The 25518-nt window shown below is 65.2% G+C and carries 27 protein-coding genes and 1 pseudogene; 11 read left to right on the top strand and 17 right to left on the bottom strand.

Annotated elements, in window-relative coordinates:
• Positions 1-68: 68 nt before the first annotated feature.
• From ACM43_RS02370 to ACM43_RS02345, 6 genes are all read right to left on the bottom strand, one after another.
• A complete protein-coding gene (locus tag ACM43_RS02370; protein ID WP_271537891.1) occupies positions 69-1022 on the bottom strand; it encodes a YVTN family beta-propeller repeat protein in 954 nt (317 codons plus the stop codon).
• 2 nt (positions 1023-1024) lie between these two features.
• The gene (locus tag ACM43_RS02365) at positions 1025-1588 is read right to left on the bottom strand and encodes an SRPBCC family protein (RefSeq protein WP_157286070.1); all 564 of its coding nucleotides are present in this window, start codon (positions 1586-1588) and stop codon (positions 1025-1027) included.
• Positions 1589-2529: 941 nt separating this feature from the next.
• Entirely contained in the window at positions 2530-3297 is a 768-nt protein-coding gene (locus ACM43_RS02360; protein WP_271537889.1) for an AAA family ATPase, read from the bottom strand.
• Positions 3298-3393: 96 nt separating this feature from the next.
• The gene (locus tag ACM43_RS02355) at positions 3394-4254 is read right to left on the bottom strand and encodes a PCC domain-containing protein (protein ID WP_271537887.1); all 861 of its coding nucleotides are present in this window, start codon (positions 4252-4254) and stop codon (positions 3394-3396) included.
• A gap of 9 nt (positions 4255-4263) precedes the next feature.
• Positions 4264-5871: an acyl-CoA synthetase gene (locus ACM43_RS02350; RefSeq protein ID WP_271537885.1), complete on the bottom strand. Its 1608-nt coding sequence runs from the start codon at positions 5869-5871 to the stop codon at positions 4264-4266.
• Positions 5872-5976: 105 nt separating this feature from the next.
• A complete protein-coding gene (locus tag ACM43_RS02345) occupies positions 5977-6471 on the bottom strand; it encodes a hypothetical protein (RefSeq protein WP_271537884.1) in 495 nt (164 codons plus the stop codon).
• 94 nt (positions 6472-6565) lie between these two features.
• Between ACM43_RS02345 and ACM43_RS02340 the strand changes: the two genes are divergently transcribed.
• Both ACM43_RS02340 and ACM43_RS02335 read left to right on the top strand, forming a co-directional pair.
• Entirely contained in the window at positions 6566-6922 is a 357-nt protein-coding gene (locus ACM43_RS02340) for a hypothetical protein (RefSeq protein ID WP_271537881.1), read from the top strand.
• Positions 6923-7005: 83 nt separating this feature from the next.
• Positions 7006-7281, top strand: a complete 276-nt coding sequence (locus tag ACM43_RS02335) for a GNAT family N-acetyltransferase (protein ID WP_225133681.1) — start codon at positions 7006-7008, stop codon at positions 7279-7281.
• A 49-nt stretch (positions 7282-7330) separates the two neighbouring features.
• On the opposite strand, the gene ACM43_RS02330 is transcribed toward ACM43_RS02335, so the two are convergent.
• Positions 7331-7771: an SPW repeat protein gene (locus ACM43_RS02330; protein WP_333919197.1), complete on the bottom strand. Its 441-nt coding sequence runs from the start codon at positions 7769-7771 to the stop codon at positions 7331-7333.
• Positions 7772-8046: 275 nt separating this feature from the next.
• Here ACM43_RS02330 and ACM43_RS02325 point away from each other — a divergent pair, with 275 nt between their 5' ends.
• Positions 8047-8322 carry a GNAT family N-acetyltransferase gene (locus ACM43_RS02325; RefSeq protein ID WP_036044205.1) on the top strand — a complete coding sequence of 92 codons (276 nt, stop codon included), beginning with the start codon at positions 8047-8049 and terminating at the stop codon, positions 8320-8322.
• 53 nt (positions 8323-8375) lie between these two features.
• On the opposite strand, the gene ACM43_RS02320 is transcribed toward ACM43_RS02325, so the two are convergent.
• Positions 8376-8774, bottom strand: coding sequence for a DUF3597 domain-containing protein (locus tag ACM43_RS02320; protein WP_157286077.1), 399 nt, complete (start codon positions 8772-8774; stop codon positions 8376-8378).
• 338 nt (positions 8775-9112) lie between these two features.
• On the opposite strand from ACM43_RS02320, the pseudogene ACM43_RS02315 reads away from it, so the two are divergent.
• Positions 9113-10020, top strand: a pseudogene (locus ACM43_RS02315) (DUF2189 domain-containing protein).
• Positions 10021-10139: 119 nt separating this feature from the next.
• Positions 10140-10964 carry a lytic murein transglycosylase gene (locus ACM43_RS02310; RefSeq protein WP_271537869.1) on the top strand — a complete coding sequence of 275 codons (825 nt, stop codon included), beginning with the start codon at positions 10140-10142 and terminating at the stop codon, positions 10962-10964.
• Between the two features lie 72 nt (positions 10965-11036).
• Here the strand turns inward: ACM43_RS02310 and ACM43_RS02305 are convergent, their stop codons facing one another.
• Positions 11037-11300, bottom strand: coding sequence for a hypothetical protein (locus tag ACM43_RS02305; RefSeq protein ID WP_271537867.1), 264 nt, complete (start codon positions 11298-11300; stop codon positions 11037-11039).
• 554 nt (positions 11301-11854) lie between these two features.
• Between ACM43_RS02305 and ACM43_RS02300 the strand changes: the two genes are divergently transcribed.
• The 4 genes from ACM43_RS02300 (at position 11855) to ACM43_RS02285 (ending at position 15314) form a co-directional block, all read left to right on the top strand.
• Positions 11855-12007, top strand: coding sequence for a DUF1127 domain-containing protein (locus ACM43_RS02300; protein WP_007590701.1), 153 nt, complete (start codon positions 11855-11857; stop codon positions 12005-12007).
• Positions 12008-12134: 127 nt separating this feature from the next.
• A complete protein-coding gene (gene trmFO, locus ACM43_RS02295) occupies positions 12135-13562 on the top strand; it encodes a methylenetetrahydrofolate--tRNA-(uracil(54)-C(5))-methyltransferase (FADH(2)-oxidizing) TrmFO (protein WP_157286081.1) in 1428 nt (475 codons plus the stop codon).
• A 7-nt stretch (positions 13563-13569) separates the two neighbouring features.
• Positions 13570-14664 carry an AMP-binding enzyme gene (locus ACM43_RS02290; RefSeq protein ID WP_128261565.1) on the top strand — a complete coding sequence of 365 codons (1095 nt, stop codon included), beginning with the start codon at positions 13570-13572 and terminating at the stop codon, positions 14662-14664.
• Positions 14665-14759: 95 nt separating this feature from the next.
• Entirely contained in the window at positions 14760-15314 is a 555-nt protein-coding gene (locus tag ACM43_RS02285; protein ID WP_198399917.1) for a CAP domain-containing protein, read from the top strand.
• A 12-nt stretch (positions 15315-15326) separates the two neighbouring features.
• Here the strand turns inward: ACM43_RS02285 and ACM43_RS02280 are convergent, their stop codons facing one another.
• A complete protein-coding gene (locus tag ACM43_RS02280; RefSeq protein ID WP_008547150.1) occupies positions 15327-15800 on the bottom strand; it encodes a VOC family protein in 474 nt (157 codons plus the stop codon).
• A 148-nt stretch (positions 15801-15948) separates the two neighbouring features.
• Between ACM43_RS02280 and ACM43_RS02275 the strand changes: the two genes are divergently transcribed.
• Positions 15949-17127, top strand: a complete 1179-nt coding sequence (locus tag ACM43_RS02275) for an aminotransferase class V-fold PLP-dependent enzyme (RefSeq protein WP_271537860.1) — start codon at positions 15949-15951, stop codon at positions 17125-17127.
• A gap of 7 nt (positions 17128-17134) precedes the next feature.
• On the opposite strand, the gene ACM43_RS02270 is transcribed toward ACM43_RS02275, so the two are convergent.
• Genes ACM43_RS02270 through yajC form a run of 6 tightly spaced genes read right to left on the bottom strand, consistent with a single transcriptional unit; the run spans position 17135 to position 22776 of the window.
• Complete coding sequence (locus ACM43_RS02270) at positions 17135-18376, bottom strand: threonine ammonia-lyase (RefSeq protein WP_271537858.1); 1242 nt, start codon at positions 18374-18376, stop codon at positions 17135-17137.
• A 45-nt stretch (positions 18377-18421) separates the two neighbouring features.
• The gene (locus tag ACM43_RS02265) at positions 18422-19285 is read right to left on the bottom strand and encodes a phytoene/squalene synthase family protein (RefSeq protein WP_271537856.1); all 864 of its coding nucleotides are present in this window, start codon (positions 19283-19285) and stop codon (positions 18422-18424) included.
• On the bottom strand, positions 19282-19665 hold the full coding sequence (locus tag ACM43_RS02260) for an Mth938-like domain-containing protein (protein WP_028179505.1): 384 nt from the start codon (positions 19663-19665) through the stop codon (positions 19282-19284). The genes ACM43_RS02265 and ACM43_RS02260 overlap by 4 nt, the downstream gene beginning before the upstream one ends.
• A 60-nt stretch (positions 19666-19725) precedes the next feature.
• Positions 19726-20745: a protein translocase subunit SecF gene (gene secF / locus ACM43_RS02255; RefSeq protein WP_271537853.1), complete on the bottom strand. Its 1020-nt coding sequence runs from the start codon at positions 20743-20745 to the stop codon at positions 19726-19728.
• 10 nt (positions 20746-20755) lie between these two features.
• Positions 20756-22360 (bottom strand): protein translocase subunit SecD, encoded by a 1605-nt coding sequence (gene secD / locus ACM43_RS02250; RefSeq protein ID WP_271537851.1) that lies wholly within the window; start codon positions 22358-22360, stop codon positions 20756-20758.
• A gap of 47 nt (positions 22361-22407) precedes the next feature.
• Entirely contained in the window at positions 22408-22776 is a 369-nt protein-coding gene (gene yajC / locus ACM43_RS02245; RefSeq protein WP_036012751.1) for a preprotein translocase subunit YajC, read from the bottom strand.
• A 182-nt stretch (positions 22777-22958) separates the two neighbouring features.
• On the opposite strand from yajC, the gene ACM43_RS02240 reads away from it, so the two are divergent.
• Positions 22959-23939: an ATP-binding protein gene (locus ACM43_RS02240; protein ID WP_271537849.1), complete on the top strand. Its 981-nt coding sequence runs from the start codon at positions 22959-22961 to the stop codon at positions 23937-23939.
• Between the two features lie 176 nt (positions 23940-24115).
• On the opposite strand, the gene ACM43_RS02235 is transcribed toward ACM43_RS02240, so the two are convergent.
• A complete protein-coding gene (locus tag ACM43_RS02235) occupies positions 24116-25501 on the bottom strand; it encodes a LysM peptidoglycan-binding domain-containing M23 family metallopeptidase (protein WP_271537847.1) in 1386 nt (461 codons plus the stop codon).
• Positions 25502-25518: the final 17 nt, after the last annotated feature.

The raw sequence follows: 25518 nt of genomic DNA, 5'->3' as shown, positions 1-25518 counted from the left end.
AAAGAGGTGGGTTACGCCTTCCGACTGCGCTCCGCGCAGCCGCAAGGCTAACCCACCCTACACACCCCCTACTCCGCCCTGCGCAAGAACGCGCCGAACGCACGCGGGCCGTCGCCGGTCTTGATCTCGCCAATGACCTTGAGCTCGGCCGCGTCGATGATGCTTAGCGTGTTGCTTTCCCAGCAGGCAACGATGACGCGCTTGCCGTCGGCGGTCGCCGCAATGCCTTCGGGATAATCGCCGACATGGATGCGCTTGACCGGCTTGAGGCTCGCCAGGTCGAACACGCTGACGGTGCCGCCATATTGGTCGCTGACGAAGCCCCGGCCTTGCGTCAGCGCCACCGCATAGGGGCGCATCCCCGCCGGCACGCGGCCGATCTCGCGGGCCTTCGCGATATCGATTACGGAGACGTCGTCGGAGCCGACATTGGCGGTGTAGGCGCGCTTGCCCTCGACATCGATGGTGACGCCGAACGGGCGGGTGCCGACCTTGATCACGGCCTTGCGTTGGCGCGTCGCCGTGTCCACCACCGAGACGCTGTCGTCGTCGCGGTCCGCCGAGAGCAGCAGCTTGCCGTCGGGCGTCACCGCAAGACCCGACGGCGAGGCGCCGACCGCGATGCTGGCGACAACGCTGCGCGAGGTCGTATCGATCACCCGCACCGCGGCCGCGTACCAATCGGCGACATAGACTGTCTTGCCATCGGGCGCCACGGCAATGCCGAGCGGCCCGCCACCGACCTCGACGCGGCCGGCGACCTGCCGCGTGGCAGCGTCGACCACCGTCACCGCCTTGGCATCCGGGCTCGTGACATAGGCAAAGCGCCCGTCGGCGCTGACGGCGACGCCCGCCGGCTTGCCGCCGATCGGGATGGTCGCAACGCCGCGCGCGCCAGCGAGATCCACCACCATCAGATCTTCGCTGAGCTGGTTGGTGACGAACGCCTCGTCGGCGCGCGCGCTTCCAAAGCCGGCGTAACAAAGGCTGGCGGCGAGCGCCGCCAGAACCAGTAGCCGCACGTTCAGCTGCCGCTCTCGATCTTCTTCTTGAGCGCCTCGAGCCCGGACTTGTAGAGCCCGCTCACCGCCTTGATCGCGGCCTCGTCGCTCAGCTCCGGCGGCGGGTCGTTGTTGGGATAGCCGCGATAGAATGCGCCGGCCCATTCCAGCTTGGCCTTGCCGTCGGGCGCGGGCGAGACCGTCAGGGTCGAGGAATAATTGGTCACAGGCAGCACCTTCACGTCGACCTTGGTGATCCGGTACGAATAGCTCTGCATGTCGGGCTCGTATTTGTAGAGCTCCTCCTCGACCGTTCCGCCGCCCGTCAGGGTCAGCTTGCGTGTGGCGCCGATCTCGTTGCCCTTCTCGCCTTCGGTCTTGGTGACCGGCTGAAGCCAGCTCATGTCCTGAAAATTGCCGATCACCGCCCACACCTTGGCCGGAGCCGCGTTGATCTCGATGGATTCCCGCACCTTCTGCCGCGTCGGTCCATGGGCCCGGACCGGCTCGAAGGCCGTCATCAGAGCCATCCCCGCCACCGCCAGCGCCGCCACCCCGGCGATCGCCGGTCCGCTTCTCATCCTCATCTCGTTTCCTCGTTTCTCAATCTGCGCGACTTGGGACGCGCGCTGAGGTCATGCTAGCGCATTTTTGGGCCATGGGGAGACCCGTTCGTGGCACGGCGGTGGCAAAGCCAATGCACACCATTGATTGGGTTGGCGGACGGGCAAAACACCAGACCGGGGTCAACTTGGCCAAGCCGAAATAATTCGCTTTACTCGAATTCGGAATTATCGCATGTTGCGACCACCCCAACCGGGCCGAGGGGCGCATCGCGATCGTCACGAACGCGGGATGGGAGGTGGTGGACGCAGGCAGCGTCGCGCGCAAGCGGTTTGCAGGGCGGATCACTCCGTGAGCAGGCGAGGCGCGCACACGACGGGCGCAGTCTGCGTACGGCAAAATCGTGTGGTCCTGGCGCCCGGGGTCTGTGCGCCAAGGCTTGCGGTGACGTTGCGGGCCGACCGGGCCCCGCACCGTCAGTCATCCGCAAGGCGACGGGGCAATAGTGCATCGCTCCCCGGGGAGAGCACGACATAAGCCGTCAACCCACTGCGCAGGGAAGGCCGGATGTTTGGCTTCACCTGTATGCCGCTGTGCAGCTTTTTCAAGCACACGCTTCGCACAGTGGACCGCGGGTGCCAGCCGGCACCCGGCCTTCCCTGCGCCCTCGGCATTTTCGAGGGTGGTGAATGCAGCAAAGCTCGGGCGGACTCTGCCGCGAGGATGCGAGCCTATGCCAGCCAATCGACGACGGTCTCGTGCCCCGGACGCTGCGCAGCACGAAGTGATGCGCTGCAGAGCCGGGCCCACGTATCCGCGGTATTGGGAGTTGCTGGGTCCCGGCTCTGCGCCGCAACGCTCACGCGTTGCAGCTTGTCCGGGACACGAAGGTTGGCCGCTGGATTGCTTCGTCGCAAGAGCTCCTCGCAATGACGGCGGAGAGAACGACCGTCGACTACGACATTCACTCCCCCAGCGTCGCCTCCACGAACCCGCGCGGATCGGCACAAAACTCGCGCATCAGCCGGTAATGGTCGGTCTGCTCCACCGTGACAAGCTCCAGGCCGTATTTGCCGAGCCGCAGCAGCCGCGCGTTGGGATAGGCCATGAGCATCGGCGAATGCGTTGCCATGATGACCTGGCAGATGCGGGACTCTTCCATGCGCCGCAGCAGCTTGAGGAATTCGATCTGGCGCGCTGGCGACAACGCCGATTCCGGCTCGTCGAAGATGAAGATGCCCTGGCGCTGGCAACGCTCCTCGAAGAAACACAGGAAGCCTTCGCCATGGGAGTGCGACAGGAAATCGGGGCCGACCTGGCCGGCGTCGCGCGCAGCCTTGTCCAGATATCGCGCGACCGAGAAAAAGCTCTCCGCACGAAAGAACCAACCGTTCGTAATCTTCGGCAGCCAGCTTGCGCGCAGCGCCTTGGAGAGTTGGCCGCCCATCTCCTCGCGCGCTTCGGAATGATCGACCGGCCTGTAGCCCTTGCCGCCGCCGGCATCGTCATAGCCGGCGAGCGCTGCGATGCCTTCGAGGATGGTCGACTTCCCGGTGCCGTTTTCTCCGACGATGATCGTGATGGGGCTGTCGAAGCTAAGCTCGAAATCATCCGGGAAGATGGGCAAGCAAAACGGATAGGCCTCGCGGTCGCGAACCTGCGACGGGTCGAGCCATATCCGCTTCAGATACGGCGCTGGCAGGTTGATCGTTCGATTGCCTTTTCGTGCCATGACGTCCTGCCGCTACTCGCATCCGCAACGGAACATGACAGGAACATCCGGATTGCAAAAGCGCTATCTTGCACCCGCCACGTCACGGCGCACGAGCTAGTCCCCTGCCTCCAGCACCAGCTCCATCGTCATCAGCACCGGATTGTCGCCACGGATCAGACGCCCCTCCGCAACGCCGCCGGTGTAGTCGATCAGGGCGACATCGAGCGCAGCTTCCAGCGCGCCGGAGGCGCCGGGCGCGATTGTCCCTGCCGTGATTGCCAGCTCCGTCGCAAACGGCTCGGTCACGCCGCCATGGCTGAAGCGCGCGCCGATGGTCGAGCCGACGCCGCCATGGATCTTCGCGCGGGCGATGCCGTTCGTGCGGCAGAACGCTTCGAGTGCGCCGGCAAAATCCTGGTTCGGGCGCAGGCGGAGCGCGAAGGCGCGGCTCGTCGTGCGCGCGCCGGTGCTTGCAGCCGCGACCGGTCCGAACAGCTTGAAATTGGTCTCCGCATCCGGCTCGGCCGTGAACATCGCACCGTCCAGACCGAAGGCCTCGACCTCGAACGGCTCGGCGACGACGGTCTCGTCCGGCATCATGTGGCCACCGCTCGTCTTGCCGTCAGCCTCCGTCCACAGTCCGTGGCAATGAAAGAACGGCGCACCGTCGCGCGTGCCGAGCGTCATGCTGCCGAGCCTCAAACGCGTCGCGCCGGCGGGCCGGAACGTATCGCTGTAGAACGCCGCATTCTCACCGGTCTTCGACAGCGCCGGCATGACATAGGCGAACGGCCCCAGCGCGCCGCGGCGGAAGTTCAGCACGCCGCCAGCAAAGCCCTCCGACGCAAAGCCGCGCCGCGCTGCCTCCAGAAGCGGCATGCCGGCCTGAAGCGTGAAGGAAAAGGCGCGCCCCCTCGCCTCCACCCATTGAATGCGTTCGGGAGGCGGCGCCCCCGGCTGCTTGATACTCCGCATCTGCTGTGCTCAGCCGGTCTTCGTCTTGTCGAGGTCGAGCAGCCCGCGCGCCTCGAGCTCGTCGCGCACCATGCGCTTCGGCACCTTGCCGTAGCCCGATTTCGGCAGCGCGTCCCAGAAGAAGAAGCGCTTCGGCATCTTGTAGCGCGGCACTTTCGGCGACAGGAACGCCGCCATCTCCGCTTCGGTCACCGCCTTCGCGCCTTTTCTGACGACACAGACGGCGACGCCGACCTCGCCCCAGGTCGCGTCGGGCACGCCGAGCACGGCGACCTCGCCGATCCCGGGATGGGTCAGGATCTTCTCCTCGATCTCACGCGGATAGATATTGGAGCCGCCGGAGATGTACATGTCCGACGCACGTCCGGTGATGTACACAAAACCCTCCTCGTCCATGTGGCCGAGATCGCCGGTGCGGAACCAGCCGTTGCGGAACGCCTTCGCATTGGCTTCGGGGTTGTCGTAATACCCGGCGAACACGGCAGGCCCGATCACGCAGATCTCGCCGCTCTGGTTGGCCTTGAGCTCGCGGCCCTCATCGTCCTGAATCGACACCTGCATGCCGGTACGCTCGAAGCCGCAGGTGCCGATCCTGGCGTGCGGGCCGTCCTCCGGGTCGTGCAGCGCCGCCGGCAATACGGTGATGTTACCGGTGACCTCACCGAGGCCAAAATACTGCACGATCACCTTGCCGAGCTTCTTCAGCGCCGCCTTCTGGTCCTCGCGATACATCGGCGCGCCCGCATAGATGACGTAGCGCAGCGAGGAATGGTCATACTTGTCGGCGGCGGGATGCTCGACCATCATCTTCAGGATGGTCGGCACGGTGAAGAGATTGCTGACGCGATGCGCCTCGATCAGGCGGAACGCCTCGTTGATGTCGAATTTCTCGGTCGGCAGCAGCACGGTGCGCGCGCCGCGCGCGGTCTGCATCAATTGGTGCACGCCGGCGCCGTGCGACAACGGTGCCACCACCAGCGAGGCATCCTGCTCGGTCGTGCCGGGCGTCAGATCGGCGAGATGATTGGTGACGACGAATCCCATCTGGCCATGGGTGAGCACGGCTGCCTTGGAGCGTCCGGTGGTGCCGGAGGTGAAGAAGAACCAGCAGGGATCGTCATGCTCGACGGCGACATTCTCCACAACGGCGCCCGCATGCGAGGCGATCGCATCGGCCACCGAGCGCTCGCCGAACGCGGCCTTGCCGTCGACGCTCCAGGTGAACTCCAGCGCACCGTCCTTCACCGCCGCGGCGTGCTCGGGGAAATCGACATGGCACAGGAACGCCTTGGCGCCGGAGGCCTGCGCGAGATAGCTGACTTCATCCGGCATCAGACGGAAATTGGTGGGCACCCAGACCGCGCCGAGGCGAAACGCGGCGAACATCGAGACAAACATCTCATCGCCATTCTTGGAATGGACGAGGATGCGATCGCCCTTGGCAATTCCCCGCGCGGCGAGCGCCGCGGCCAGGGCGGAGACCTGCGCATCGATCTCGCGCCAGGTCCAGGACTTGTCTCCCCAGACGAAGCCGGGACGCGCGCCATGCCGCCGCGCATTCTGGGTCAGCATATAGGCGAGATTCATGACGCGGCGGGACATGCGCAGGGGCTGCATTGGGCTTCCTCTTCGACGACGGGCGGCACGCAAGCCGTCCGTTCATTGCAGCCCATTTATCGCCATCGCCAGCGGCCCTGCAAGGCCGGCTGCCGCGGACTTGGCCTACTGCTTGAACGCAAAAGGCGTCGCCGTGATGGCCTTGGTCTTCCAGCAGGCTTGCGGACCAAAGCCGCCGCAGAAACTGCCATGCAGATCGAAGCGGATCGTGCGCGCGGCGCCGCGCTTCACCGGCGGGGCCATGATCTTATAGCGGAGCACGTAGCCGTCGAACACCTCGCGCACGCTGCCGTCCGGCAGCGTCACCAGGATCTTCACGACGCAGCCGCCGGTTCCGCAGTAGGTCGTCTCGCGATCGCCGCATTTGGTGTCCTGGAAATCGACGATGTAGTCCTCACGACCATCGCCGGTCAGGTCGATCCTGCGCACCGTATCATGCGCGAAGGTCACCTCGCCGCCTTGCTGGCTCTCGCATTCCTCATTGGCAAAGCGCACAGCCTTCTGCACGCCGGGCGGATAATCGGCCGGATTGAACGGCTTTGCGTCGTCGGCACGCGCGCCGGTCACGAGCAAGCTGAGCAGAAGGATCAGATATCGCATGGTCGTTGGTCGCAACCACAACCGCTATCGTTCAGAGAATCTTAAACATGATCGACGCAACCTCGCTCAGTTCTCGCGTACAGAGTGCCGCATCATGGTCAAAGCGCCTGCCCTCCTTCTGTTGTCACTGGCGCTCGCCGGATGTGCCGCGACTCCGCAAGCGCATCTGGCATCCGATCTCGCCGTCAAGCCTGCGCGCTATGCCTGGGATGGCGCCGGCGAGGATCCCAACCGGCCGCGCGCCGCCTCGCAGCCGACGCGGACTGCCGGCCGCGCCGCGCGCAACAGGTCGCAAGCCGAGGCTCAGCCCCATTCGAGGGAATGGTGGCAGGCGGATGGCATCGAGGCCGAACAGGATGCCAGGGTCAACCGCTCCCTGGTCATCTGCCAGGGCTGCCTCCGCCCGCAGCCACAGGCCGAAGATTCCAGGCTCGCCAAAGCGACCGATTGAACGGAACAGCTTCGGATTGGAAACCACGGCCGGACCGTGCGTTACGATCTCGTGCGCGAGGCCGGCAGCTGCAAGGCAACGATATGAGCGACGTCATCAACAACAAGGCCCATCACCGCTATGAGCTCGACGTGGAGGGTCATCTTGCGACCGAGCACTACCGGCTCGACGGCGGTGTCATCACCTTCGAGCACACCGACGTGCCGAAGGAGCTTGGCGGCAAGGGCATTGGCTCGAAGCTGGTGCAAGGCGCGCTCGACCAGGTCCGCGCCGAGGGATTGAAGCTGATCCCGCAATGCCCGTTCGTGAAGGCGTGGATCGACAAGCACCCGGACTATGCAGATCTCGTGACACGGTGAGTGCATAGGCCCGCCGCTCGTGGCCGGCGGGCCTGCCGTAACTTAGGGTCTATTGTCCGTGCTTGAGCAAGTCCTGGTCATTCATATCCCAGTCCTGCCACAGCTGGAGAATGCCGAGCAGCACCACCACCGCACCGAGGGCCGTGTGATAGATGCGGAGAAATCCCTCACCGGAATAGCCGATCACGTATGGCGAGGCGATGAGCCACAGTCCGACCAGGATGGTCGTGACCTCTTGCCAGCGCTGCAAGGCGACATATTCGAGCTGGCTGATGCCAAATACGACGAGACCGATCGCAACGGTGTTCAGGATGGCCGTCTGGTGACCGGAGATCGCCTGATCCTGGATCGGGAACCACGGCGAGGCCACGATCAACGCGCCCAGCAGCATCCCACACCAGTCTTCCCATGTTCGATGAGTATTCAAGAAACCAGAATCCGACATCGTACCCTCCTGCAAAAGAGGCATACGTCTGCGGCTGGCGATCATGACACTCCGAATGTCTAGCGACCCTGCCGGCCGCATTCGGGCGTATGTCCTTTCCAGGACGTGGGAACCGAACCCCGGCTTGCAAGAGCGGTATCGGGAATTATTTGCGGAGCCGCGGACCATGCTCGCCGGGCGCCATGGCCATACCGCAGTGCGGTGAGGGCGGCGCGCATTTGCAGATATCTCATCTGCACCAATCTCCCCTGGTCTCACCTTGGCAAGGGCCGTGTCAGCCCCCTAGATCAGGAGGCATCTGCAGTTCGGAGGGATCCCGCATGGCGGCTTCGGTACGCGACAACAAGGACAGGAGCCGCTTCGAGCTCGATGTCGGCGACGACATCGCCTTCGCCAATTACCGGCTGACTCCGTCGGCCGTAATCATCACCCACACCGAGACGCCGCGCGCGTTGCGCGGGCGCGGCATCGGCTCCGAGCTGGTCAAGGGCGCGCTCGACCTGATCCGGCGCGACGGCAAGAAGGTGATCGCCGGCTGCGGCTTCGTCGTCGACTATCTCGACCGGCATCCGGAGGATGCGGATCTGGTCGCCTGAACGCAAAAGGGCCCGCGGCGATCGCGGGCCCTGCGGCACTACCCCAGGTCCGGTCAGTGCTTGATCTCCGGCGGCAGCTTGCCGCCATTAGCGGCGAGCTTGGACATCACCTGCTTGTGCAGCCAGACGTTCATGCTCGCCGAGTCGTTCATGTCGCCGCTGTAGCCCAGCTCCTTGGCGAGATCCTTGCGCGCAGCGAGGCTGGAATCGATGTCGAGCGCCTTCATGAGATCGACGATGGAGGTACGCCATTCCAGCTTCTCGCCCTTGTGCGCGGCCGCCGCCTTGTCGACGATCGCCGCCACGTCGACCGCGGCCATGGGCGCGCCGGCCGGAGCCGAAGGACTTGCCGACCCTGCGGGGGCGCCCGGCGAAGCGGCGCCACCGGCCGGTGCAGCGGAGGCCGGCTGGCCGCCGAAGATCGCGCTGATGATTTTCCCGAAAATGCTCATGTCTGCTCCCCGAAAAGGAATCCGTTGGAAGGGCCTTGCGTGGCACTTATAGACGAAGTTGGTGCGCCGCGCCCGCGAACTTCCGCGAGCGGACAGCAGCATCAGCTTATCTGCGGCGAAATGACGACAGAATGACGCCGCATTGATTGCGCCGCGGCATCGAATTTCATCCAAGCGTGAGGGACAGGACTCGGACTTGGGAGTATGCTTGCCGTTCAGCTCGCGATGCCATCCGGAATTCGCGTCTGGTCGGGATCGCGGGATTTCAAGAGAATGGGCGGCCGCTTGCGCCGTTTGCCGGCGCCGGATGCAGCCGCTTGGCAAGGGAGCTAGCGACCATGGCCACACTCTACCAGGGCAATGTCCCCACGGTGGCCCAGCCCACGGATGCGGCTGGACCGGTGATCCGAACCATTCAATTGTCCGATCTGCACGACGCGCTCAGGCGCGGCTGGGAGGATTTCAAGGCCGTTCCGAGCCACGCGATCATCCTCTGCGTGATCTACCCGGTGCTCGGCCTCATGCTCGCCCGTGTGGTGATGGGCTATTCGGTGCTGCCGCTGCTGTTTCCGCTCGCCGCGGGCTTCGTGCTGATCGGGCCTTTCGCTGCGCTCGGGCTCTACGAGCTTTCCAGCCGACGCGAGCGCTATGAACCGGCCAGCGCCTGGGATGCCATGGAGGTGCTGCGATCGCCGTCGTTCGGCGCGATGCTCGGCCTCGGTACGTTGCTGCTCGCCCTGTTCGTCACCTGGGTGGCGACCGCGCAGGCGATCTATGTCGCGGCGTTCGGCTACGAGGGCGTCACCGGATTCTCGGACTTCATGATGCGCGTGCTGACGACGCAGCAAGGCTGGTGGCTGATCGTGGTTGGCTGCGGCACCGGATTCCTGTTCGCGCTTGCCGCGCTCTGTCTCAGTGCCGTGTCGTTCCCCTTGATGCTGGACCGCCATGCCGGTGCGTTCGAGGCGATGAGCACCTCGCTGCGCGTGGTCGCAAAAAACCCGGTGCCGATGGCGGCCTGGGGCCTGATCGTGGCGGTGCTGCTCGCGCTCGGCACGATCCCGGCCTTCCTCGGCCTCGCCGTTGTGGTCCCGCTGCTCGGGCACGCCACGTGGCACCTTTACCGCAAGGTGATCGTGTCCGATCCGGGCGCACGTCCGGTCCCGCCTCCGCCGCATCGGCCGCGCAAGCCGGCCGCCGACTTCCGGCCAACCTTTTCCCGTGGCGGAATCGGACTGACGTCTGACAATCTCGTGACGTGCGGCCCTGGCCGGTTCGGACAGGGCCGCACGCCTTGCTTTGGCCGCGGTTACAGCCGAGATTATGCTGCCGGTCAGGTCAATTCACGGAAATCCATTTCATCTGATGACTCCGACGATTTCTCGTCTTGCTCTCGCAGCCTTGGCCGTCTCCGCGTCCCTTTTCTCAGTCCAGCCAGCGCCCGCCGCGGTTGCCTGCGACTCGGGCAATTTCGACGCTTGGCTGGCTGATTTCAAAACCGACGCTGCGGCGAAGGGCATCTCGCAGCAGACCATCACTGCCGCGCTTGCCGGCGTCACACTCGACCAGAGCGTGCTTAACCGCGACCGCTCGCAAAAGGTATTCACCCAGAGCTTCGAGGAGTTCTCCGGCCGCATGGTGCCGCCACGCTTGGAGCGCGGCTCCAACAGGATGAAGCAATACGGCTCGGTGCTGTCGCGCATCGAGCAGGCCTATGGCGTGCCGGGCGAAGTCCTGGTCGCGATCTGGGGCCTGGAGACCGATTTCGGCGTCAACACCGGCAAGTTCGCAACCATCCGCTCGCTTGCAACGCTCGCTTACGATTGCCGTCGCTCCGAGCAGTTTCGCGCCGAGCTGTTGGATGCGCTGCGCATCGTCCAGCGCGGCGATCTTGCGCCCGCCGAGATGAAAGGCGCCTGGGCCGGGGAGCTCGGCCAGACCCAATTCATGCCGTCATCCTGGATGAAATATGCCATCGACTTCGACGGCAACGGCAAGCGCGATCTTCTGCATAACGTGCCCGACGTGCTCGCCTCCACCGCCAATTATCTGGTCGGCTATGGCTGGCAGAAGGGCAAGGACTGGCAGCCGGGCAGCCCGAACTTTGAGGTGCTCAAGCAGTGGAACAAGAGCGAGGTCTACTCCAAGACCGTGGCCTATTTTGCCGCCCAGCTCGCGCGCGCCCCTTAGACTAAACACGTCAAAACGCTAGGGCCGATCGCAAGGCGACCGGCCCTCTTGGGTGAATTTACTTGGGCGCGTTTACTTGCCCATGGTGGCATGCATCGCCTTGTTCAGGTGCGCACCGCATGCACCCATTTTGCCGTTGAGCAGCGAGTCCTGAGCCGCAGCGATCTCCTTCTGCGCGACGAACTTGCTGTCGCCGTCGGCCATGTTCTCGATCGCAGTTTCGGTTTTCTCCAGATTGGCCCCGCTGCAACCGCCGATGGCGTGCTTGGCGGCCTCGGCGGGCGCGACGGCGAACGCAACAGCGGCGACGGCGATAACCCCGAGTAACTTCGTCATGACGTTACTTCCTTCTTCAGATGAGGCAGACCAGCGAAATTGCCGGAATCTGCAGCACGACTTTTCTCAGGGCGCGGCAACTTGCCGCAATCAACTCCTCGCGAGAACTGCGTGATGTTGCACTCGGCACAGAGCAGCATGCAGAGATTCGGTGCGCCGATGTACGAATATCGGTGCCGGAACGGCTTTTGAATGAATCAATTTTCACTTCTAAGATTTCGGATGCATGCAAATCATGCATACGTGTTTTGGGCTGAGTCGCTATTACGCTCGCTAGCGCACTGTGAAAAGCACCCTATGTCCACGTGGGCGTTGCACGTCTAGGGTTTGAGCATAAGCCCGTGAATTCACGGTGATTTGTGGCTCCCATTCGGACATAGTGCCCGGCGGACGAGCAGGAGCGCCCGTCAGTTAATCGTTGGTTACGATCGATATGCGTACAGCGCTTAGCTGCATCGCAACATCGGAACTTTCGCACTGCACCACTCTCACTTATATTCATTTCAACGATGAGGCCTCAAGCAAAGGCTGAATCGAACTACAGGAGACTACCAATGCTGCTCTCGCTCATCCGCATGATCCAGGCCTTCCGGGACTATCAGCGCAATGTTGCCGAGCTGTCCCAGCTCAGCGATCGCGAATTGGCCGACATCGGCCTCGATCGCTCGGACATCCCGCGCGTTGCCGCCGGTCAGTATCAGGGCTGATATCCTTCAGCCCTCCACTAGAACGGACCGATAGCGCCCGCCTCGTGCGGGCGTTGTCGCATCTGGTGGCAGAAAACTCGATCTCGGCGATTCCACTCTCCGCCGAAAAGCGCTACCTGTCCGCCCCATGACAGGACCCCAATCCAACCTCGTCCACGTGATCGGTGCCGGCCTCGCCGGTTCGGAAGCTGCCTGGCAGATTGCGAAGTCCGGCGTGCCCGTGGTGCTGCACGAGATGCGGCCGACCCGCATGACCGAGGCGCACCGCACCGACGGACTTGCCGAGCTCGTCTGCTCCAACTCATTCCGCTCGGATGACGCCGCCAACAACGCCGTCGGCCTGCTCCATGCGGAGATGCGCCGCCTCGGCTCGCTGATCATGCGCGCGGCCGACGCCAACCAGGTGCCCGCCGGCGGCGCACTCGCGGTCGATCGCGACGGCTTCTCGGCGGCCGTCACCAAGGCGCTGAACGATCATCCCCTGATCGAGATCGCGCGCGGCGAGATCGCGGGCCTGCCGCCGGCCGCGTGGAGCAACGTCATCGTCGCCACCGGCCCCCTCACCTCCGCGCCGCTGGCCGACGCCATCCGCGAGCTGACCGACGAGAACGCCCTCGCCTTCTTCGACGCCATCGCGCCGATCGTGCACCGCGAATCCATCGACATGTCGGTGGCCTGGTTCCAATCGCGCTACGACAAGATCGGCCCCGGCGGCAACGGTGCCGACTACATCAACTGCCCCATGACCAAGGAGCAGTATGAGGGCTTCGTCGCCGCACTGATCGCCGGCGAGAAGACTGAGTTCAAGGAATGGGAGACCAACACGCCCTATTTCGACGGCTGCCTGCCGATCGAGGTGATGGCGGAGCGCGGCCCCGAGACGCTGCGTCATGGTCCCATGAAGCCGGTCGGCCTCACCAATCCGCACGATCCCACCACCAAGCCCTACGCAATTGTTCAGCTGCGCCAGGACAACAAGCTCGGCACGCTCTACAACATCGTCGGCTTCCAGACCAAGCTGAAGTATGGCGAGCAGCAGCGCATCTTCCGCACCATTCCGGGGTTGGAGAACGCCGAATTCGCCCGCCTCGGCGGCCTGCATCGCAACACCTTCCTGAACTCGCCGAAGCTGCTCGACGGCCAGCTGCGGCTGCGCGCACAGACGCGGCTGCGCTTCGCCGGCCAGATGACGGGCTGCGAAGGATATGTGGAATCCGCCAGCGTCGGCTTGATCGCGGGTCTCTATGCAGCCGCGGAAGCGCGCGGCGAGACGCTTGTCAGCCCGCCGGCTACGACCGCACTGGGATCGCTGCTCGGTCACATCACCGGCGGCCATATCGAGACCATCGAGCCGGGCACGCGCTCGTTCCAGCCGATGAACATCAATTTCGGCCTGTTTCCACCGCTCACGAGCGTGCCTACGAAGAAGCCCGACGGCACGCGGCTGCGCGGCAACGAGAAGACGGTGGCCAAGAAGCAGGCGCTGAGCGCACGGGCGCTCGCCGATCTCGATCGCTGGATCGCCGATCACCTGCGCATTGCCGCCGCCGCGTGAGTTTGCAATGAGCTTGCCCAAAGACGACGCCGCAGAGCTGTCGGCGCGCTGGACCGAAGGCGTGATGCTCAAGCGCGACGTGTTCTCGACTGTCGAGCGCGGCCGTTTCCGCAGCGAAAGCGGCGAGATCGACGCGGTGCTGCGCCGGCTCGACGAGGTGCCATGGTGGTCGTTTCTGCTGGCACGCCACCTGTTCGCCCGCGAGAAGCAGGCCCTGGTGCGGGCCAAGGGCCTCGACGTCGGCCCCGAGCTGCTCTGGGCCGGGCGCCGCGCTCTGGTGCGCGGCTTCGTCGACGGCGTCGCGCTGCACCTGGCAAAGCCCCATGGCGATGTCGCCTATTTCCGCTCCGCCAAGGCCGCACTGCGTCGGCTGCGCCGCGCCGGCATCTGCCACAACGATCTCGCCAAGGAGCAGAACTGGCTGGTCGGCCGCGACGGCCGCGCCTATGTCACCGACTTCCAGCTCGCCGCGTGCTTCAAGCGCCGCGGCCGGCTCTATCGCATCCTCGCCTATGAAGACCTCCGGCATCTGCTCAAGCACAAGCGCTCCTACGCGCCCGAGGCGCTGACGCCGCGAGAGCGAAAGATCCTGGCGAGGAAGTCGTTCGCCGCGAGCCTGTGGCTCGCCACCGGCAAGAAGGTCTATCGCGCCATCACCCGCGGCCTGTTCAACTTCACCGACCGCGAGGGCGGCGGCCGTCGGCTCGTCAACGACGCGCCGGTGCTGGCCGAGTTGATCCGCCGGAATCCCGCCGTGCGCGACGCCGCCATCGTCGCCTTTGCCGACCGTCGCTCCGGCGTCGGGCTTTACGCCTTCGTCGAAGCCGATCAGGCCGCGCTCGAGGGCCAGCTCCGCAGCGAGCTTGCCGCCGCCAAGGGACCGAAGCCGCCCGAGCACATCCAGGTCGTGCACGCCCTGCCACGGAACACCAGCGGCAAGCCGCGCATCGAGGTCCTGCAACTGGTCGCCATGAACCAGCTCGACCTGATCGAGCCGATGATGAAGAACGAGCAAGATCGCGCCTTCCTCAAGGATATCCTGGAGCAGCGCAAGAACCTGCGCGACCGCTTCAATTTCGAGGCGAAGCTCCCGACGAGCTAGCGCGGAATCTGCGCCTTGAAGCCTCCACAATGGCGATCGAGAAGCGCTTGGATCACGCAGAATTGGCAGAGATCATGGGCGCTCGGGGGACGATGATGCATCGTATGGTTGGCGGAACGATCGCCGGCCTTGTGCTGCTGGCAGGGGCGCCTGCGCTGGCCGACTCACCGGCGGAGCTGATCTCCAGCTTCCGTCTCAAGCATGGTGAGGCCCGCGTTGTCCGCGACGCCACCCTCGATCGCATAGCCATGGATCAGGCCCGCGCGATGGCGGCGAAGGACGACCTCAGCCACGACGCACTCGGCCCATTCAACCGGCGCGTCGCACCGGCCGGCGCGGGCCGTGCCGCAGAGAACATCGCCTACGGCTACGAAAGCTTCGAGAAGACGCTGGGCCAGTGGATCGACTCCTCCGGGCACCGCAAGAACCTGTTGCTGCACAACGCCTCGCGCGTCGGCATTGCCAGCGCCAAGAATGCGAGTGGCAAGCGCACTTATTGGGCAATGGTGATCGCGGGCGATTACGGGCTCAAGGGCAAAGGCAAGAAAAAGGACAAGGAGCCCGTCGTCGCGGTGAAGCGCGAGGTACCGCCCGCGAGCAAGCCGAAGTCCGGCAATTGTCACGTCAAGCTGCTCGGCCTCTGCATCTGAGGCGCGACCGTCTCAGCCGCGGCGCGCGGCTTCGATCGCGGCGACGTCGATCTTCGTCATCCCCATCATCGCATCGAAGGCGCGCTTGGCCTCCGTGCCACCGGCGGCCAACGCCTCAGTCAGCACACGCGGCGTGATCTGCCAGGAGACTCCCCATCTGTCCTTGCACCAGCCGCACGCACTCTCCTGCCCGCCATTGCCGACGATGGCGTTCCAGTAGCGATCGGTCTCCGCCTGATCGTCGGTGGCGATCTGGAACGAGAAGGCCTCGTTGTGCTTGAAGACGGGTCCGCCATTGAGGCCGAGACAGGCAACGCCGGCTACTGTGAACTCGACGGTCAGGACATCGCCTGCCTTGCCGGACGGATAGTCGCTGGGCGCGCGATGGACCGCACTCACCGCGCTGTCGGGAAACGTCTCGGCATAGAAGCGGGCCGCGGCTTCAGCATCCTTGTCGTACCAGAGGCAGATCGTGTTCTTTGCCATTGGGTATTCCCTGTGATTCCGTGCCAGATTGCGCTTCCGATCAGCATAGGCATCCCGATCCGCATGCTCCAGCTGGAACAGTCGTTTGCCCGAGCTTGCTCGCGTACGTCATTGTGTCTACGAGGAACCTGACGATGGAGGCTCTGACGTGATCGACATCAACCAGATTCGTGCCGACACGCCTGCTGCCTCCCGGCTCGCGTATCTCCACAATGCCGGTGCGGCTCTCATGCCCGCGCCCGTCGTCGCGGCGATGAAGGGACATATCGATCTCGAGACCGAGATCGGCGGCTATGCCGCAGCCGATCGCGCGTCAGATCGGCTCGAAGCCGTTTACGGCTCAGTGGCCCGGCTCCTGAACGCATCGCCGGATGAAATCGCCCTGGTGGAAAACGCGACGGTTGCCTGGCAGATGGCGTTCTATTCGCTTCCATTTCGAGAGGGCGACCGGATCCTGACGGCCGAAGCGGAGTACGCCGCCAACTATGTTGCGTTTCTTCAGGCCGCCGAACGCACAGGCGCGGTCATCGATGTGGTACCGAGCGATGCGACGGGCGAGTTCGATGTCGGCGCACTCGAACGTATGATCGACGAACGCGTGAAGCTGATCGCCGTCACCTGGGTTCCGACCAATGGCGGGCTAACCAATCCCGCAGCGGCCATCGGCAGAATTGCGCGAGCACACGGCATCCCCTATCTGCTCGATGCCTGCCAGGCGATCGGCCAGATGGAGGTCGACGTCGAGGCGATCGGTTGCGACATGCTGTCGGCCACGGGACGCAAATTCCTGCGGGGGCCGCGTGGTACCGGCTTTCTCTATGTGCGCGGCCCGCTGCTGCAGCAGCTCGAGCCACCGATGATCGACCATTTTGCAGCGCCCTGGGTCTCGCGCGATGAATATCGGCTCCGCGACGATGCCCGCCGCTTCGAGACATGGGAGAATAATTACGCCGCCCGGCTTGGGCTCGGCGCTGCCGTCGATTATGCGCTCGACATCGGCATGGATGCCATCGAGGAGCGCTGCCGGCTGCTCGCGGGCCGCCTTCGCAGCGGCCTCGCTTCCATTCGCGGCATCACTATTCACGACCTTGGCCGCAAGCCTGGCGCCATCGTCAGCTTCACTTTGGATCGATATGAAGCGGAGGCCATTGTCAGCAGCGCCGCGGCGGCGGGCATCACAATCGGCGCTTCAGACCCGTCGAGTACCCGCATCGATGCCGAGATCCGCGAGCTGCCGCCGCTCGTCCGGGCTTCTCCCCACTACTACAACACCCAAGCCGAGATCGACCGGCTGATCGACCACGTCGCGGATTTGGCGTCACGTTAGCGCGTGCTCAGGTGCAGCGCGCGCTCAGTCCGGATGCGCTGAGCCTGGCCATCACCTCGTCGAGATGCGCGGCATCGCGGGTCTCAATGACAAGCTGCAGCAGCGTCGCCTTGGCCGGCAGGTCGGAGAAGGTCCGCTGGTGTGAGACCTCGATGATGTTCGCACCCGCCTCGGCCAGCAGTGCCGCTACCGCGGCGAGCTGCCCCGGCCTGTCGGGGATATCGAGCGACAACTGCGTCAGCCGCCCCTCGCGCGCCAGCTCGCGGGTGAGCACGGAGGCGATCAGCCGCGTGTCGATATTGCCTCCACTCAGCACGAGGCCGACCTTCTCGCCGGCAAAGCGGGACGGATCGGACATCAGCGCGGCGAGGCCGGCGGCGCCAGCGCCCTCGACGACGGTCTTCTCGATTGAGATCAGGGTCGCGACTGCGCGCTCGAGCTCGGCTTCGTTGACGAGCGCAATATCGTCGACGAGGCGCCGAACGATTTCGGTGGTGATCTTGCCCGGTGATTTCACCGCGATGCCCTCGGCGAGCGTATCGCCGCGCGCCGGCAGATTGCCGTCGTGAATGGCGTTGTACATCGAGGGATAGAGCCAAGCCTCGACGCCCAGTATCCTGAGCGACGGCTTGATCGACTTCGCGGCAATGGCAATCCCGCTGATCAGACCGCCGCCGCCGATCGGGACGACCAGCGTGTCGAGTTCCGGGACCGCCTTCAGCACTTCCAGCCCGATCGTGCCCTGCCCGGCGATGACGAGCGGATCGTCGTAAGGATGGACGAAGACCATGCCGTGCGCTTCACCGTGGCTGCGCGCAAAGGCGGCCGCCTCCTCCAGCGTCGCGCCCGTGACCACCACCTCGGCGCCGTGATGCCTGGTGTTCTCGATCTTCACCATGGGCGTGCCGATCGGCATCACGATGGTGGCGGGAATGCCGAGCCGCTTGGCGTGATAGGCAACGCCTTGCGCGTGGTTGCCCGCGGACATCGCGATCACGCCCCGCGCGCGCTCGTCCGGCGTCAGCGCGGTGAGCCGGTTGAGCGCGCCGCGCTCCTTGAACGAGGAGGTGAACTGCAGGTTCTCGAATTTGAGCCAGATGTCGCAGCCGCAGATGCTGCTCAGCGTCCGGCTGTGGCTACAGGGCGTCTCGACAACGGCGCCTTGGATGGTCTTGGCGGCGGCGTGAATGTCTTCCGGGGCGACCGGAAGGCCGCTGAGATCGAACGAGCTTTGGGACATGTCAGCCATAGGACAGCATAGAGCATTTGGGCGGGCCAGGCGATAAGCCGGCGTCTATTTGGTAAATTCACGCGATCGCGAGGCGCGCCACAGCGTCCAGAGCGTGCGCAACCGCGAGGTCGGCTGCAACCTAAACGGATTGCGTCCCGGGCGCGACAGGCGCTCGAGATCGGCCTGCGCCTGGCGCAGCGGCAGAAACGCCGGCCGCAACGGCGGCGCCAGCTGCGCCAGCAGCGATGAAGCCGCGGTCATATGCTGCCGGGCTTCGCCCGCGAGCTGCTCCAGCACCGCATGGAGATTGGGCGTCTCCTTGCCGGCGAAGACATCCCCCATGCTGCAATCGTGCTGCTCCAGCACCTGCTGCGGCACGAACAATTGCCGGTGCGCGGCATCGCGCGGCAGATTGGCGATGACCTGCACGATACCCTGCGCCAGCCCGGCATGGCGGGCGACATGCTCGGCCGCCTCCGAAGGCGGTCCCAACACTTGCGCTGCCAGGGCAAACAACGCCGATGAGGTCGCCGCGAGGTAACCTTCCAGCGCGGCCATGGTCGGCATCGGGTCGTTGTAGAGATCGAACTGGTGCTCCTCGGCAAGCAGCGACAGCGGCTCGACCGGCAGGTCGAAATCGCGGATCGCACGAAGCAGCTCCGCCGCCACCGGATTACCCTCGGCGCTGCCATGGACATGGCCCGACAGCATGTCGGTCCACCATTGCAGGCGGATCTCGCCGGGCAAGGGCTGGCTCACCTGGTCGCGGACGCGGACGATCTCGACGTTGAAGGCGTACAGCGCCAGCAACGCGCGGCGCTCGGCGGCCGCCACGAATAGGGTCGCGGCGTAGCGCGGAAAGTCATGGCTGCGCACGAGATCGGCGCAGAACGCGGCGGAGTCGGATGGCGGCGCCGGGCTGCTCATGGCACGGCGATCAGCGCGGCGGCAACCCGCCGCCGTTCGCCGATCATGATGTTGTAGGTGCGCACGGCCGGGCCGGTCTGCATCGTGTCCAGCACCACCCTCACCGCCTTGAGCGCCTGACGCAGCTCCGGCGGCGGCAGCCACAGCCCCGTTCCAGTGCCGACCAGAAGCGTGTCGATGCTGTTGGCCGCCGTGAACACCCGATCCAGCGAGTAGCGGTCGATCTTCGCGGGGTCGGTCACGTCCCAGGCCCAGATCGCGTCGGGCAGGCAGAGCAGCGAGCCCCGATGGGACATGCCGGCAAAGGCGAAGCCGCCTTTGCCATAGGCGTCGATCGGCGCCGAGCGCGGGAAATGCGGAGCGTTGGGATCGCCGGCCATGAGTTTCGTCCGAATGGGCTTACTGCCCTCGCAAACGCCTGCGAGGGCACGAGGTTCGGATCATGCCTTGCTTTTCTTCGCCGGCGTCGTCGTATCGGGCGCGTCTTCGCGGTGCTCGCCGACGCCGAGATAGATCAGGATCGGCGCTGCAATGAAGATCGAGGTGTAGGTGCCGACCAGCACCACGCCGAACATCATCACCGCGGTGAAGCTGTGGATAGCATGGCCGCCGAACAAGAGCAGCGCGAGCAGCGCGAGCGTCACCGTGACGTGGGTGATGATCGAGCGCGACAGCGTCGAGTTGATGGATTCGTTGAGCAGCTGGGGCATCGGCATCTTCTTGTAGCGACGCAGCATTTCCCGGATGCGATCGTAGATGACGACGGTGTCGTTGAGCGAGTAGCCGAGAATCGTCAGAAGCGCGGCGATGCTGGTCAGATCGAAATCGACCTGGCTGATCGACATGAAGCCGATCGTTAGCACGATGTCGTGCACGTTGGCGATCATCGCGCCCAGCGCGAACTGCCATTCGAACCGGAACCAGAGATAAATCAGGATCCCGACGATCGCGAGCATCAGGCCGAGCATGCCGTAGGCCAGGAGCTCGCCGGCGACGCGCGGACCCAGCACCTCGGTGCGCTGAATGTCGACACTGTCGCCAAGCGCGCCACGAACCTTCTGCAGGGCTGCCTGCTGGGCCGCGTCGCCGCCCGGCTGCTCCGCAACGCGGATCAGGACGTTCTCCGGACCGCCGAACTGCTGCAGCTGGACCTCGCCGAGGCCCAGGCCGTCGAGCGAGGTACGCATCGCCGCGATGTCGGCGGCGCCGGACTTCGCCTTCACCTCCAGCAGCGTGCCGCCCTTGAAGTCGATACCGAGGTTCAGGCCGTGGGTGAAGAACAATACGATCGCGACGATCGACAGCGCCGCCGAGATCGGAAAGCTGATGCGACGGAAGCGCGTGAAGTCGAAATGCGTATCGTCGGGGACGATGCGCAGCGACGGCAGCAGGCCGAGCGCCGAGACCACGGTGAGAATGGCGATGAGAACGCCGAGCCCGATGAGAACGGTCTGAGTCACGATCAGGCTCCTAGATCGGCACGCTCTGCGGCCGCTTCCACCGCACCCACCAGGCGACGATCAGCCGGGTCAGGGTGAAGGCGGTGAACACCGTGGTGATGATGCCGATGCCGAGCGTCACGGCGAAGCCGCGCACCGGACCGGTGCCGATGTAGAAAAGCACCGCGGCGGCAATGAATGTGGTGATGTTGGAATCGAGGATGGTGGCGAGCGCCCGCTTGAAGCCGGCGTCGATCGCCGAGATCGCATTGCGTCCGCCGCGCAATTCCTCGCGGATGCGTTCGTAGATCAGCACGTTGGAATCGACGGCGATGCCGACGGTGAGCACGATGCCGGCGATACCAGGCAGCGTCAGCGTGGCATTGAGCAGCGACAGCAGGCCGAAGATCATTGCGACGTTGATGGCCACCGCGATGTTGGCGAACACGCCGAACAGCCGGTAGGTCACGAGCATGAAGATGATGACGAGGATCGAGCCGACATAGGCCGCCAGCTGACCCTTCTCGATCGAGTCCTGGCCGAGTCCCGGACCCACGGTGCGCTCCTCGACCACCGTGAGCGGAGCCGGCAATGCGCCGGCGCGCAACAGGATGGCCAGATCGTTGGCCGACTGCACCGTGAAATTGCCGGAGATCTGGCCCTGGCCGCCGGTGATGGGCTCGCGGATGACGGGCGCCGAGATCACCTTGTTGTCCAGCACGATCGCGAACGGCAGCCCCACGTTCTCCTGCGTGGCCTGCGAGAATTTGCGCGCGCCCGAGGTGTTGAACTTGAAGCTGACGACCGGCTCACCCGTGCGCTGGTCAAAGGTCGCCTGCGCATCGGTCAGGTCGCCGCCGGCGACCAGCACCTGCTTCTTGACCACGTAGGGCGTCGGCGGAGGCGAGGCGCTCATCAGCAGTTCGGATTCCGGCGGCACCCTGCCCGCTTGCGCCTGATCCGGCGGCACGGAGGTGTCGACCATGCGGAATTCCATCTTCGCGGTCCTGCCCAGCAGTTCCTTCAGGCGGGTCGGGTCCTGAAGACCGGGGACCTGCACCAGGATGCGGTCGTTGCCCTGGCGCTGGATGACGGGCTCGACGGTGCCGAGCTCGTTGACGCGGCGTTCGACGATCTGGATCGACTGCTCGATGGTCTTTCGCAGGCGATCGAGCACCGCGGCCTGCGGGACGCTCAGGCGGATCACCCCGCCGCCGGCATCAGTCACCTCGAGGTCACGCTGACCGCTGGATCCCATCAGGCCGCCCAGCGGCTGGGACAGCTCGCGCAGCTTGGCGAGCGCCGGCTGCACGTCGGTTTCCTTGGTGATGCGAACCTCGACCGCGTCATTGCGGACGGTGACGCCGCCGGTGAAGCCGATCTTGGCGTCGCGCAACGTCCGGCGAACCTCGTCGCGGATCTGATCCAGCCGTTCCTTCTTCACATAGGCAGCGTCGACCTCGAGTAGCAGATAGGAGCCGCCCTGGAGGTCGAGGCCGAGCACGAGGCGGCGCTGCGCCCAGGCGGGCCAGCTCTTGACTTGCGCCTCGGGGAAGAAGTTGGGGACCGCGCAGAGGCACACGATCAGCGCCGTCAGGATAATCCCCAGCGCCTTCCACCGCGTGAAATACAACATCGACTGGACCTGTCAGATCAGGAGACTTGAGACTCGCGGTGAAGCTCTCACTTCGCCGCGGTGTCGTCCTTGGCGCTCTCTTTTGCGCTTTCCTTGGCCGGCTCGCCCTTGGCACGAACGCCCGAGATCATCTGGCGCATCTGCCGCACGCGCACGCCGTCGGAAATCTCGAACTCGATCTGGTCGTCGTCGACCACCTTGGTAACCTTGCCGACGAGACCTCCCGAGGTCACGATGGTGTCGCCGCGGCGGATATTCTTCACGAGCTCGGCGTGGTCGCGGACCTTCTTCTGCTGCGGGCGCAGAATCAGGAAGTACATGATCACGAAGATCAGGGCGAACGGCAGCAGCGACATCAACATGCTGTTGGTGTCGCCAGCGGCCGCGGCCTGGGCATACGCAGGGGTAATCAGCATTCGGACGATCCTCGTGAGAACGGGGGAAAGCCGGTCAGGCCCTCGAAGGCGACCGGTTCGGTCAAATTCGCGCGGACTATAGCGGCCATTGCCCCAATTGCAACGCTGCCAGACTGCCCTTTTGGGCCACCTTGCGGCGGCCCGTGAGGCCCGATAAGGCTGCGTTCTCAGGAACTTCGGACATGCCCAAAAACCATAGCAAAAGCCCGGCCGGCAAAGGCCCCCGCACCCCTGCCAACAAGCCCACCCGTGTCGCGGCAAAACGCCCCACGGCGGCGGTCACCAAGGCAGAGCCAGACCCCGCGCAGGAGCGCATCGTCCGTGCCCTGGAGACCATTGCGGCGCACCTCTCCGCCCAAGGCAAGCCGGCGGTCGAGGCCGAGTCGTTCAAGCGGGCGGACGCCTATGTCTGGCATCCCGACGGACGCCTCTCGGCGGTGCCGCGCGTGAGCCGCGTCGAGCTGTTCCTGCTCAAGGGCGTCGACCGGATGCGCGACATCCTGATGGAGAACACCGAGCGCTTCGCCAACGGCCTGCCTGCCAACAACGCCCTGCTCTGGGGCGCACGCGGCATGGGCAAGTCGTCACTGGTGAAGGCAGCGCATGCCAGCATCAACGCGGAGCGCAAATCGGCCGACAAGCTCAAGCTGATCGAGATCCACCGTGAGGACATCGAGAGCCTGCCGGCCCTGATGGAGCAGCTGCGGGCCTCTTCCTTCCGTTTCATCGTGTTCTGTGACGACCTCTCCTTCGACGGCAACGATGCCTCCTACAAGTCGCTCAAGGCGGTGCTCGAAGGCGGCATCGAGGGCCGGCCAGAGAACGTCGTCCTCTACGCCACCTCCAACCGGCGCCATCTGCTGGCGCGGGAGATGATCGAGAACGAGCGCTCGACCGCGATCAATCCGGGCGAAGCGGTGGAGGAGAAGGTCTCGCTGTCGGATCGCTTCGGCCTCTGGCTCGGCTTCCACCGCTGTAGCCAGGACGAATATCTCGCCATGGTGAGCGGCTATTGCAGCCATTTCGGCATCGGGATCGACGACGAGGCGCTCGAGCGCGAGGCGCTGGAATGGTCGACGACACGCGGCTCGCGCTCGGGCCGCGTTGCCTGGCAGTTCGTGCAGGAGCTGGCGGGACGGCTGGGTGTGAAGCTGACGGCGTAGTAGCGCGAGCTGTTACCCCGAATTCAACTGTCATCGCCCGCCTTGTGCGCGCTTGCGCACTGGAGCGGGCGATCCGGTATTCCAGAGACCGTTGTGATTGATCGAGAGGCTGCGGCGTACTGGGTCGCCCGGTCGAGCCGGGCGACGACACTGTTCGTGCGGAGGCTACGTAAGTCTCACGCCCCGTTGAGGAATTGAAGCGGGTCAACCGGGCTCGATCCCTTGCGGATCTCGAAGTGGAGCTGCGGCGACGCCACTTCCCCGGATTGACCCGACTTGGCAATGACCTGGCCGCGCTTGATGGTATCGCCGCGCTTCACCAACAGCTCACTCGCATGGGCATATGCGGTGACGTAGCCGTTGGAGTGCCGAACCAGAACCAGATTGCCGTAACCCTTCAGCTCGTTGCCGGAATAGGCGACGACGCCATCTTCGGCCGCCTTGACCGGCGTCCCCTCGGGCACCGCGAGATTGATGCCGTCATTGGACTTGCCATTGGTCTTGGCACCGTAGCTCGTGACCACCTTGCCGCGGACGGGCCAGCGGAAGGTCGGCAGCGCGCCGGTGGCCTCCGCAGCCTTCGCCGGCGTCTCGGCAGCCTTCTCTTCCACATTGCTCGTGGCCTGGGCGAGCCGCGCGCTCTGCACGGGCGCAGCGGCCGTGGCCACCTTGGTCACGGGCGCCGGAGCTGCCGCGACGGGCTGGAGCGTTCCGGCCACCGGTGCAGCCGCGATCGGAGCCGCAGCGACCGGCGCCGCGACGGCGGCTGTCTTGGCACCGGGCACGGTCAGCTTGGTGCCGAGCTTCAGCTTTGCCGACGGATCGAGGCCGTTGGCACGGGCGAGCTCTGCCGCCGAGATGCGGTTCTTGCGCGCGATGCTGGCGAGCGTGTCGCCGCGGTTGACGAAGTGCGTGCTCGGCGGTGCCGCGACGGCAGCAACCGGCTTCGCCGCAGGCACTGCCGCGACCGGGGCCATCGCGGGCGCCGGTGCAGCTGCCGTCGCCGGCGACGGAATGATCAGCTGCTGGCCGGGCGAGAGCGCCCGCGGACCCTTGTAGCCGTTGGCGGCAAGGATCGCCTGCGGCGTGACGCGATAGCGCTTGGCGAGCACGTCGAGCGTGTCGCTGGTACCGACGATGATCTTGGTTCCGCCGGCCGGCTGGGCGGCCGCGACCGACCGCGGCGGGACGGTGGCCGTGGTCTCCAGGTGCGGTTGCGCCGGGGGCGCATATGAGCTGACGCCGCGTCCGCCACCGGACACCCCGCCCCCGGAGGCAACGGGATAGGACTGCGGGGCAGACACCGCGGGCGGAGGCAAAGCCTGCGACTGGTAGTAACCGGGCTGCGTCTGCGGCCGCGCATATTGCGGCAGCTCACGCTGCGGCGGCGGTGGCTGCTGCACCGAACCGGTCTGCTCGGAGGCGAAAGGATTGGAGAAGTTCGTCTGGGACAGCCGCGACGACATGTCGGCGCTGCACCCTGCAAAGCTGAAGGAGATCAGCGCCAGCACCGCGACCTGCGGCACGCGGCGCGAGTAAAGCAACTCGGCGACAGCGGACATGGTTACTCACTCGTACG

Origin of the sequence: Bradyrhizobium sp. CCBAU 45321 (assembly GCF_028128975.1) — a bacterium.
Taxonomy (GTDB): domain Bacteria; phylum Pseudomonadota; class Alphaproteobacteria; order Rhizobiales; family Xanthobacteraceae; genus Bradyrhizobium; species Bradyrhizobium yuanmingense.
The sequence above is the reverse complement of the archived record's forward strand: the minus strand, read 5'-3'. Positions and strand labels throughout refer to the sequence as shown.

Bases quoted from the DNA above. Each gene is read 5' to 3' on its own strand.
- ACM43_RS02365 (WP_157286070.1), bottom strand. From the start codon at position 1,588: ATGAGGATGAGAAGCGGACCGGCGATCGCCGGGGTGGCGGCGCTGGCG.
- ACM43_RS02360 (WP_271537889.1), bottom strand. From the start codon at position 3,297: ATGGCACGAAAAGGCAATCGAACGATCAACCTGCCAGCGCCGTATCTG.
- ACM43_RS02355 (WP_271537887.1), bottom strand. From the start codon at position 4,254: ATGCGGAGTATCAAGCAGCCGGGGGCGCCGCCTCCCGAACGCATTCAA.
- ACM43_RS02350 (WP_271537885.1), bottom strand. From the start codon at position 5,871: ATGCAGCCCCTGCGCATGTCCCGCCGCGTCATGAATCTCGCCTATATG.
- ACM43_RS02345 (WP_271537884.1), bottom strand. From the start codon at position 6,471: ATGCGATATCTGATCCTTCTGCTCAGCTTGCTCGTGACCGGCGCGCGT.
- ACM43_RS02340 (WP_271537881.1), top strand. From the start codon at position 6,566: ATGGTCAAAGCGCCTGCCCTCCTTCTGTTGTCACTGGCGCTCGCCGGA.
- ACM43_RS02335 (WP_225133681.1), top strand. From the start codon at position 7,006: ATGAGCGACGTCATCAACAACAAGGCCCATCACCGCTATGAGCTCGAC.
- ACM43_RS02330 (WP_333919197.1), bottom strand. From the start codon at position 7,771: ATGATCGCCAGCCGCAGACGTATGCCTCTTTTGCAGGAGGGTACGATG.
- ACM43_RS02325 (WP_036044205.1), top strand. From the start codon at position 8,047: ATGGCGGCTTCGGTACGCGACAACAAGGACAGGAGCCGCTTCGAGCTC.
- ACM43_RS02320 (WP_157286077.1), bottom strand. From the start codon at position 8,774: ATGAGCATTTTCGGGAAAATCATCAGCGCGATCTTCGGCGGCCAGCCG.
- ACM43_RS02310 (WP_271537869.1), top strand. From the start codon at position 10,140: ATGACTCCGACGATTTCTCGTCTTGCTCTCGCAGCCTTGGCCGTCTCC.
- ACM43_RS02305 (WP_271537867.1), bottom strand. From the start codon at position 11,300: ATGACGAAGTTACTCGGGGTTATCGCCGTCGCCGCTGTTGCGTTCGCC.
- ACM43_RS02300 (WP_007590701.1), top strand. From the start codon at position 11,855: ATGCTGCTCTCGCTCATCCGCATGATCCAGGCCTTCCGGGACTATCAG.
- trmFO (WP_157286081.1), top strand. From the start codon at position 12,135: ATGACAGGACCCCAATCCAACCTCGTCCACGTGATCGGTGCCGGCCTC.
- ACM43_RS02290 (WP_128261565.1), top strand. From the start codon at position 13,570: ATGAGCTTGCCCAAAGACGACGCCGCAGAGCTGTCGGCGCGCTGGACC.
- ACM43_RS02285 (WP_198399917.1), top strand. From the start codon at position 14,760: ATGCATCGTATGGTTGGCGGAACGATCGCCGGCCTTGTGCTGCTGGCA.
- ACM43_RS02280 (WP_008547150.1), bottom strand. From the start codon at position 15,800: ATGGCAAAGAACACGATCTGCCTCTGGTACGACAAGGATGCTGAAGCC.
- ACM43_RS02270 (WP_271537858.1), bottom strand. From the start codon at position 18,376: ATGGCTGACATGTCCCAAAGCTCGTTCGATCTCAGCGGCCTTCCGGTC.
- ACM43_RS02265 (WP_271537856.1), bottom strand. From the start codon at position 19,285: ATGAGCAGCCCGGCGCCGCCATCCGACTCCGCCGCGTTCTGCGCCGAT.
- ACM43_RS02260 (WP_028179505.1), bottom strand. From the start codon at position 19,665: ATGGCCGGCGATCCCAACGCTCCGCATTTCCCGCGCTCGGCGCCGATC.
- secD (WP_271537851.1), bottom strand. From the start codon at position 22,360: ATGTTGTATTTCACGCGGTGGAAGGCGCTGGGGATTATCCTGACGGCG.
- yajC (WP_036012751.1), bottom strand. From the start codon at position 22,776: ATGCTGATTACCCCTGCGTATGCCCAGGCCGCGGCCGCTGGCGACACC.
- ACM43_RS02240 (WP_271537849.1), top strand. From the start codon at position 22,959: ATGCCCAAAAACCATAGCAAAAGCCCGGCCGGCAAAGGCCCCCGCACC.
- ACM43_RS02235 (WP_271537847.1), bottom strand. From the start codon at position 25,501: ATGTCCGCTGTCGCCGAGTTGCTTTACTCGCGCCGCGTGCCGCAGGTC.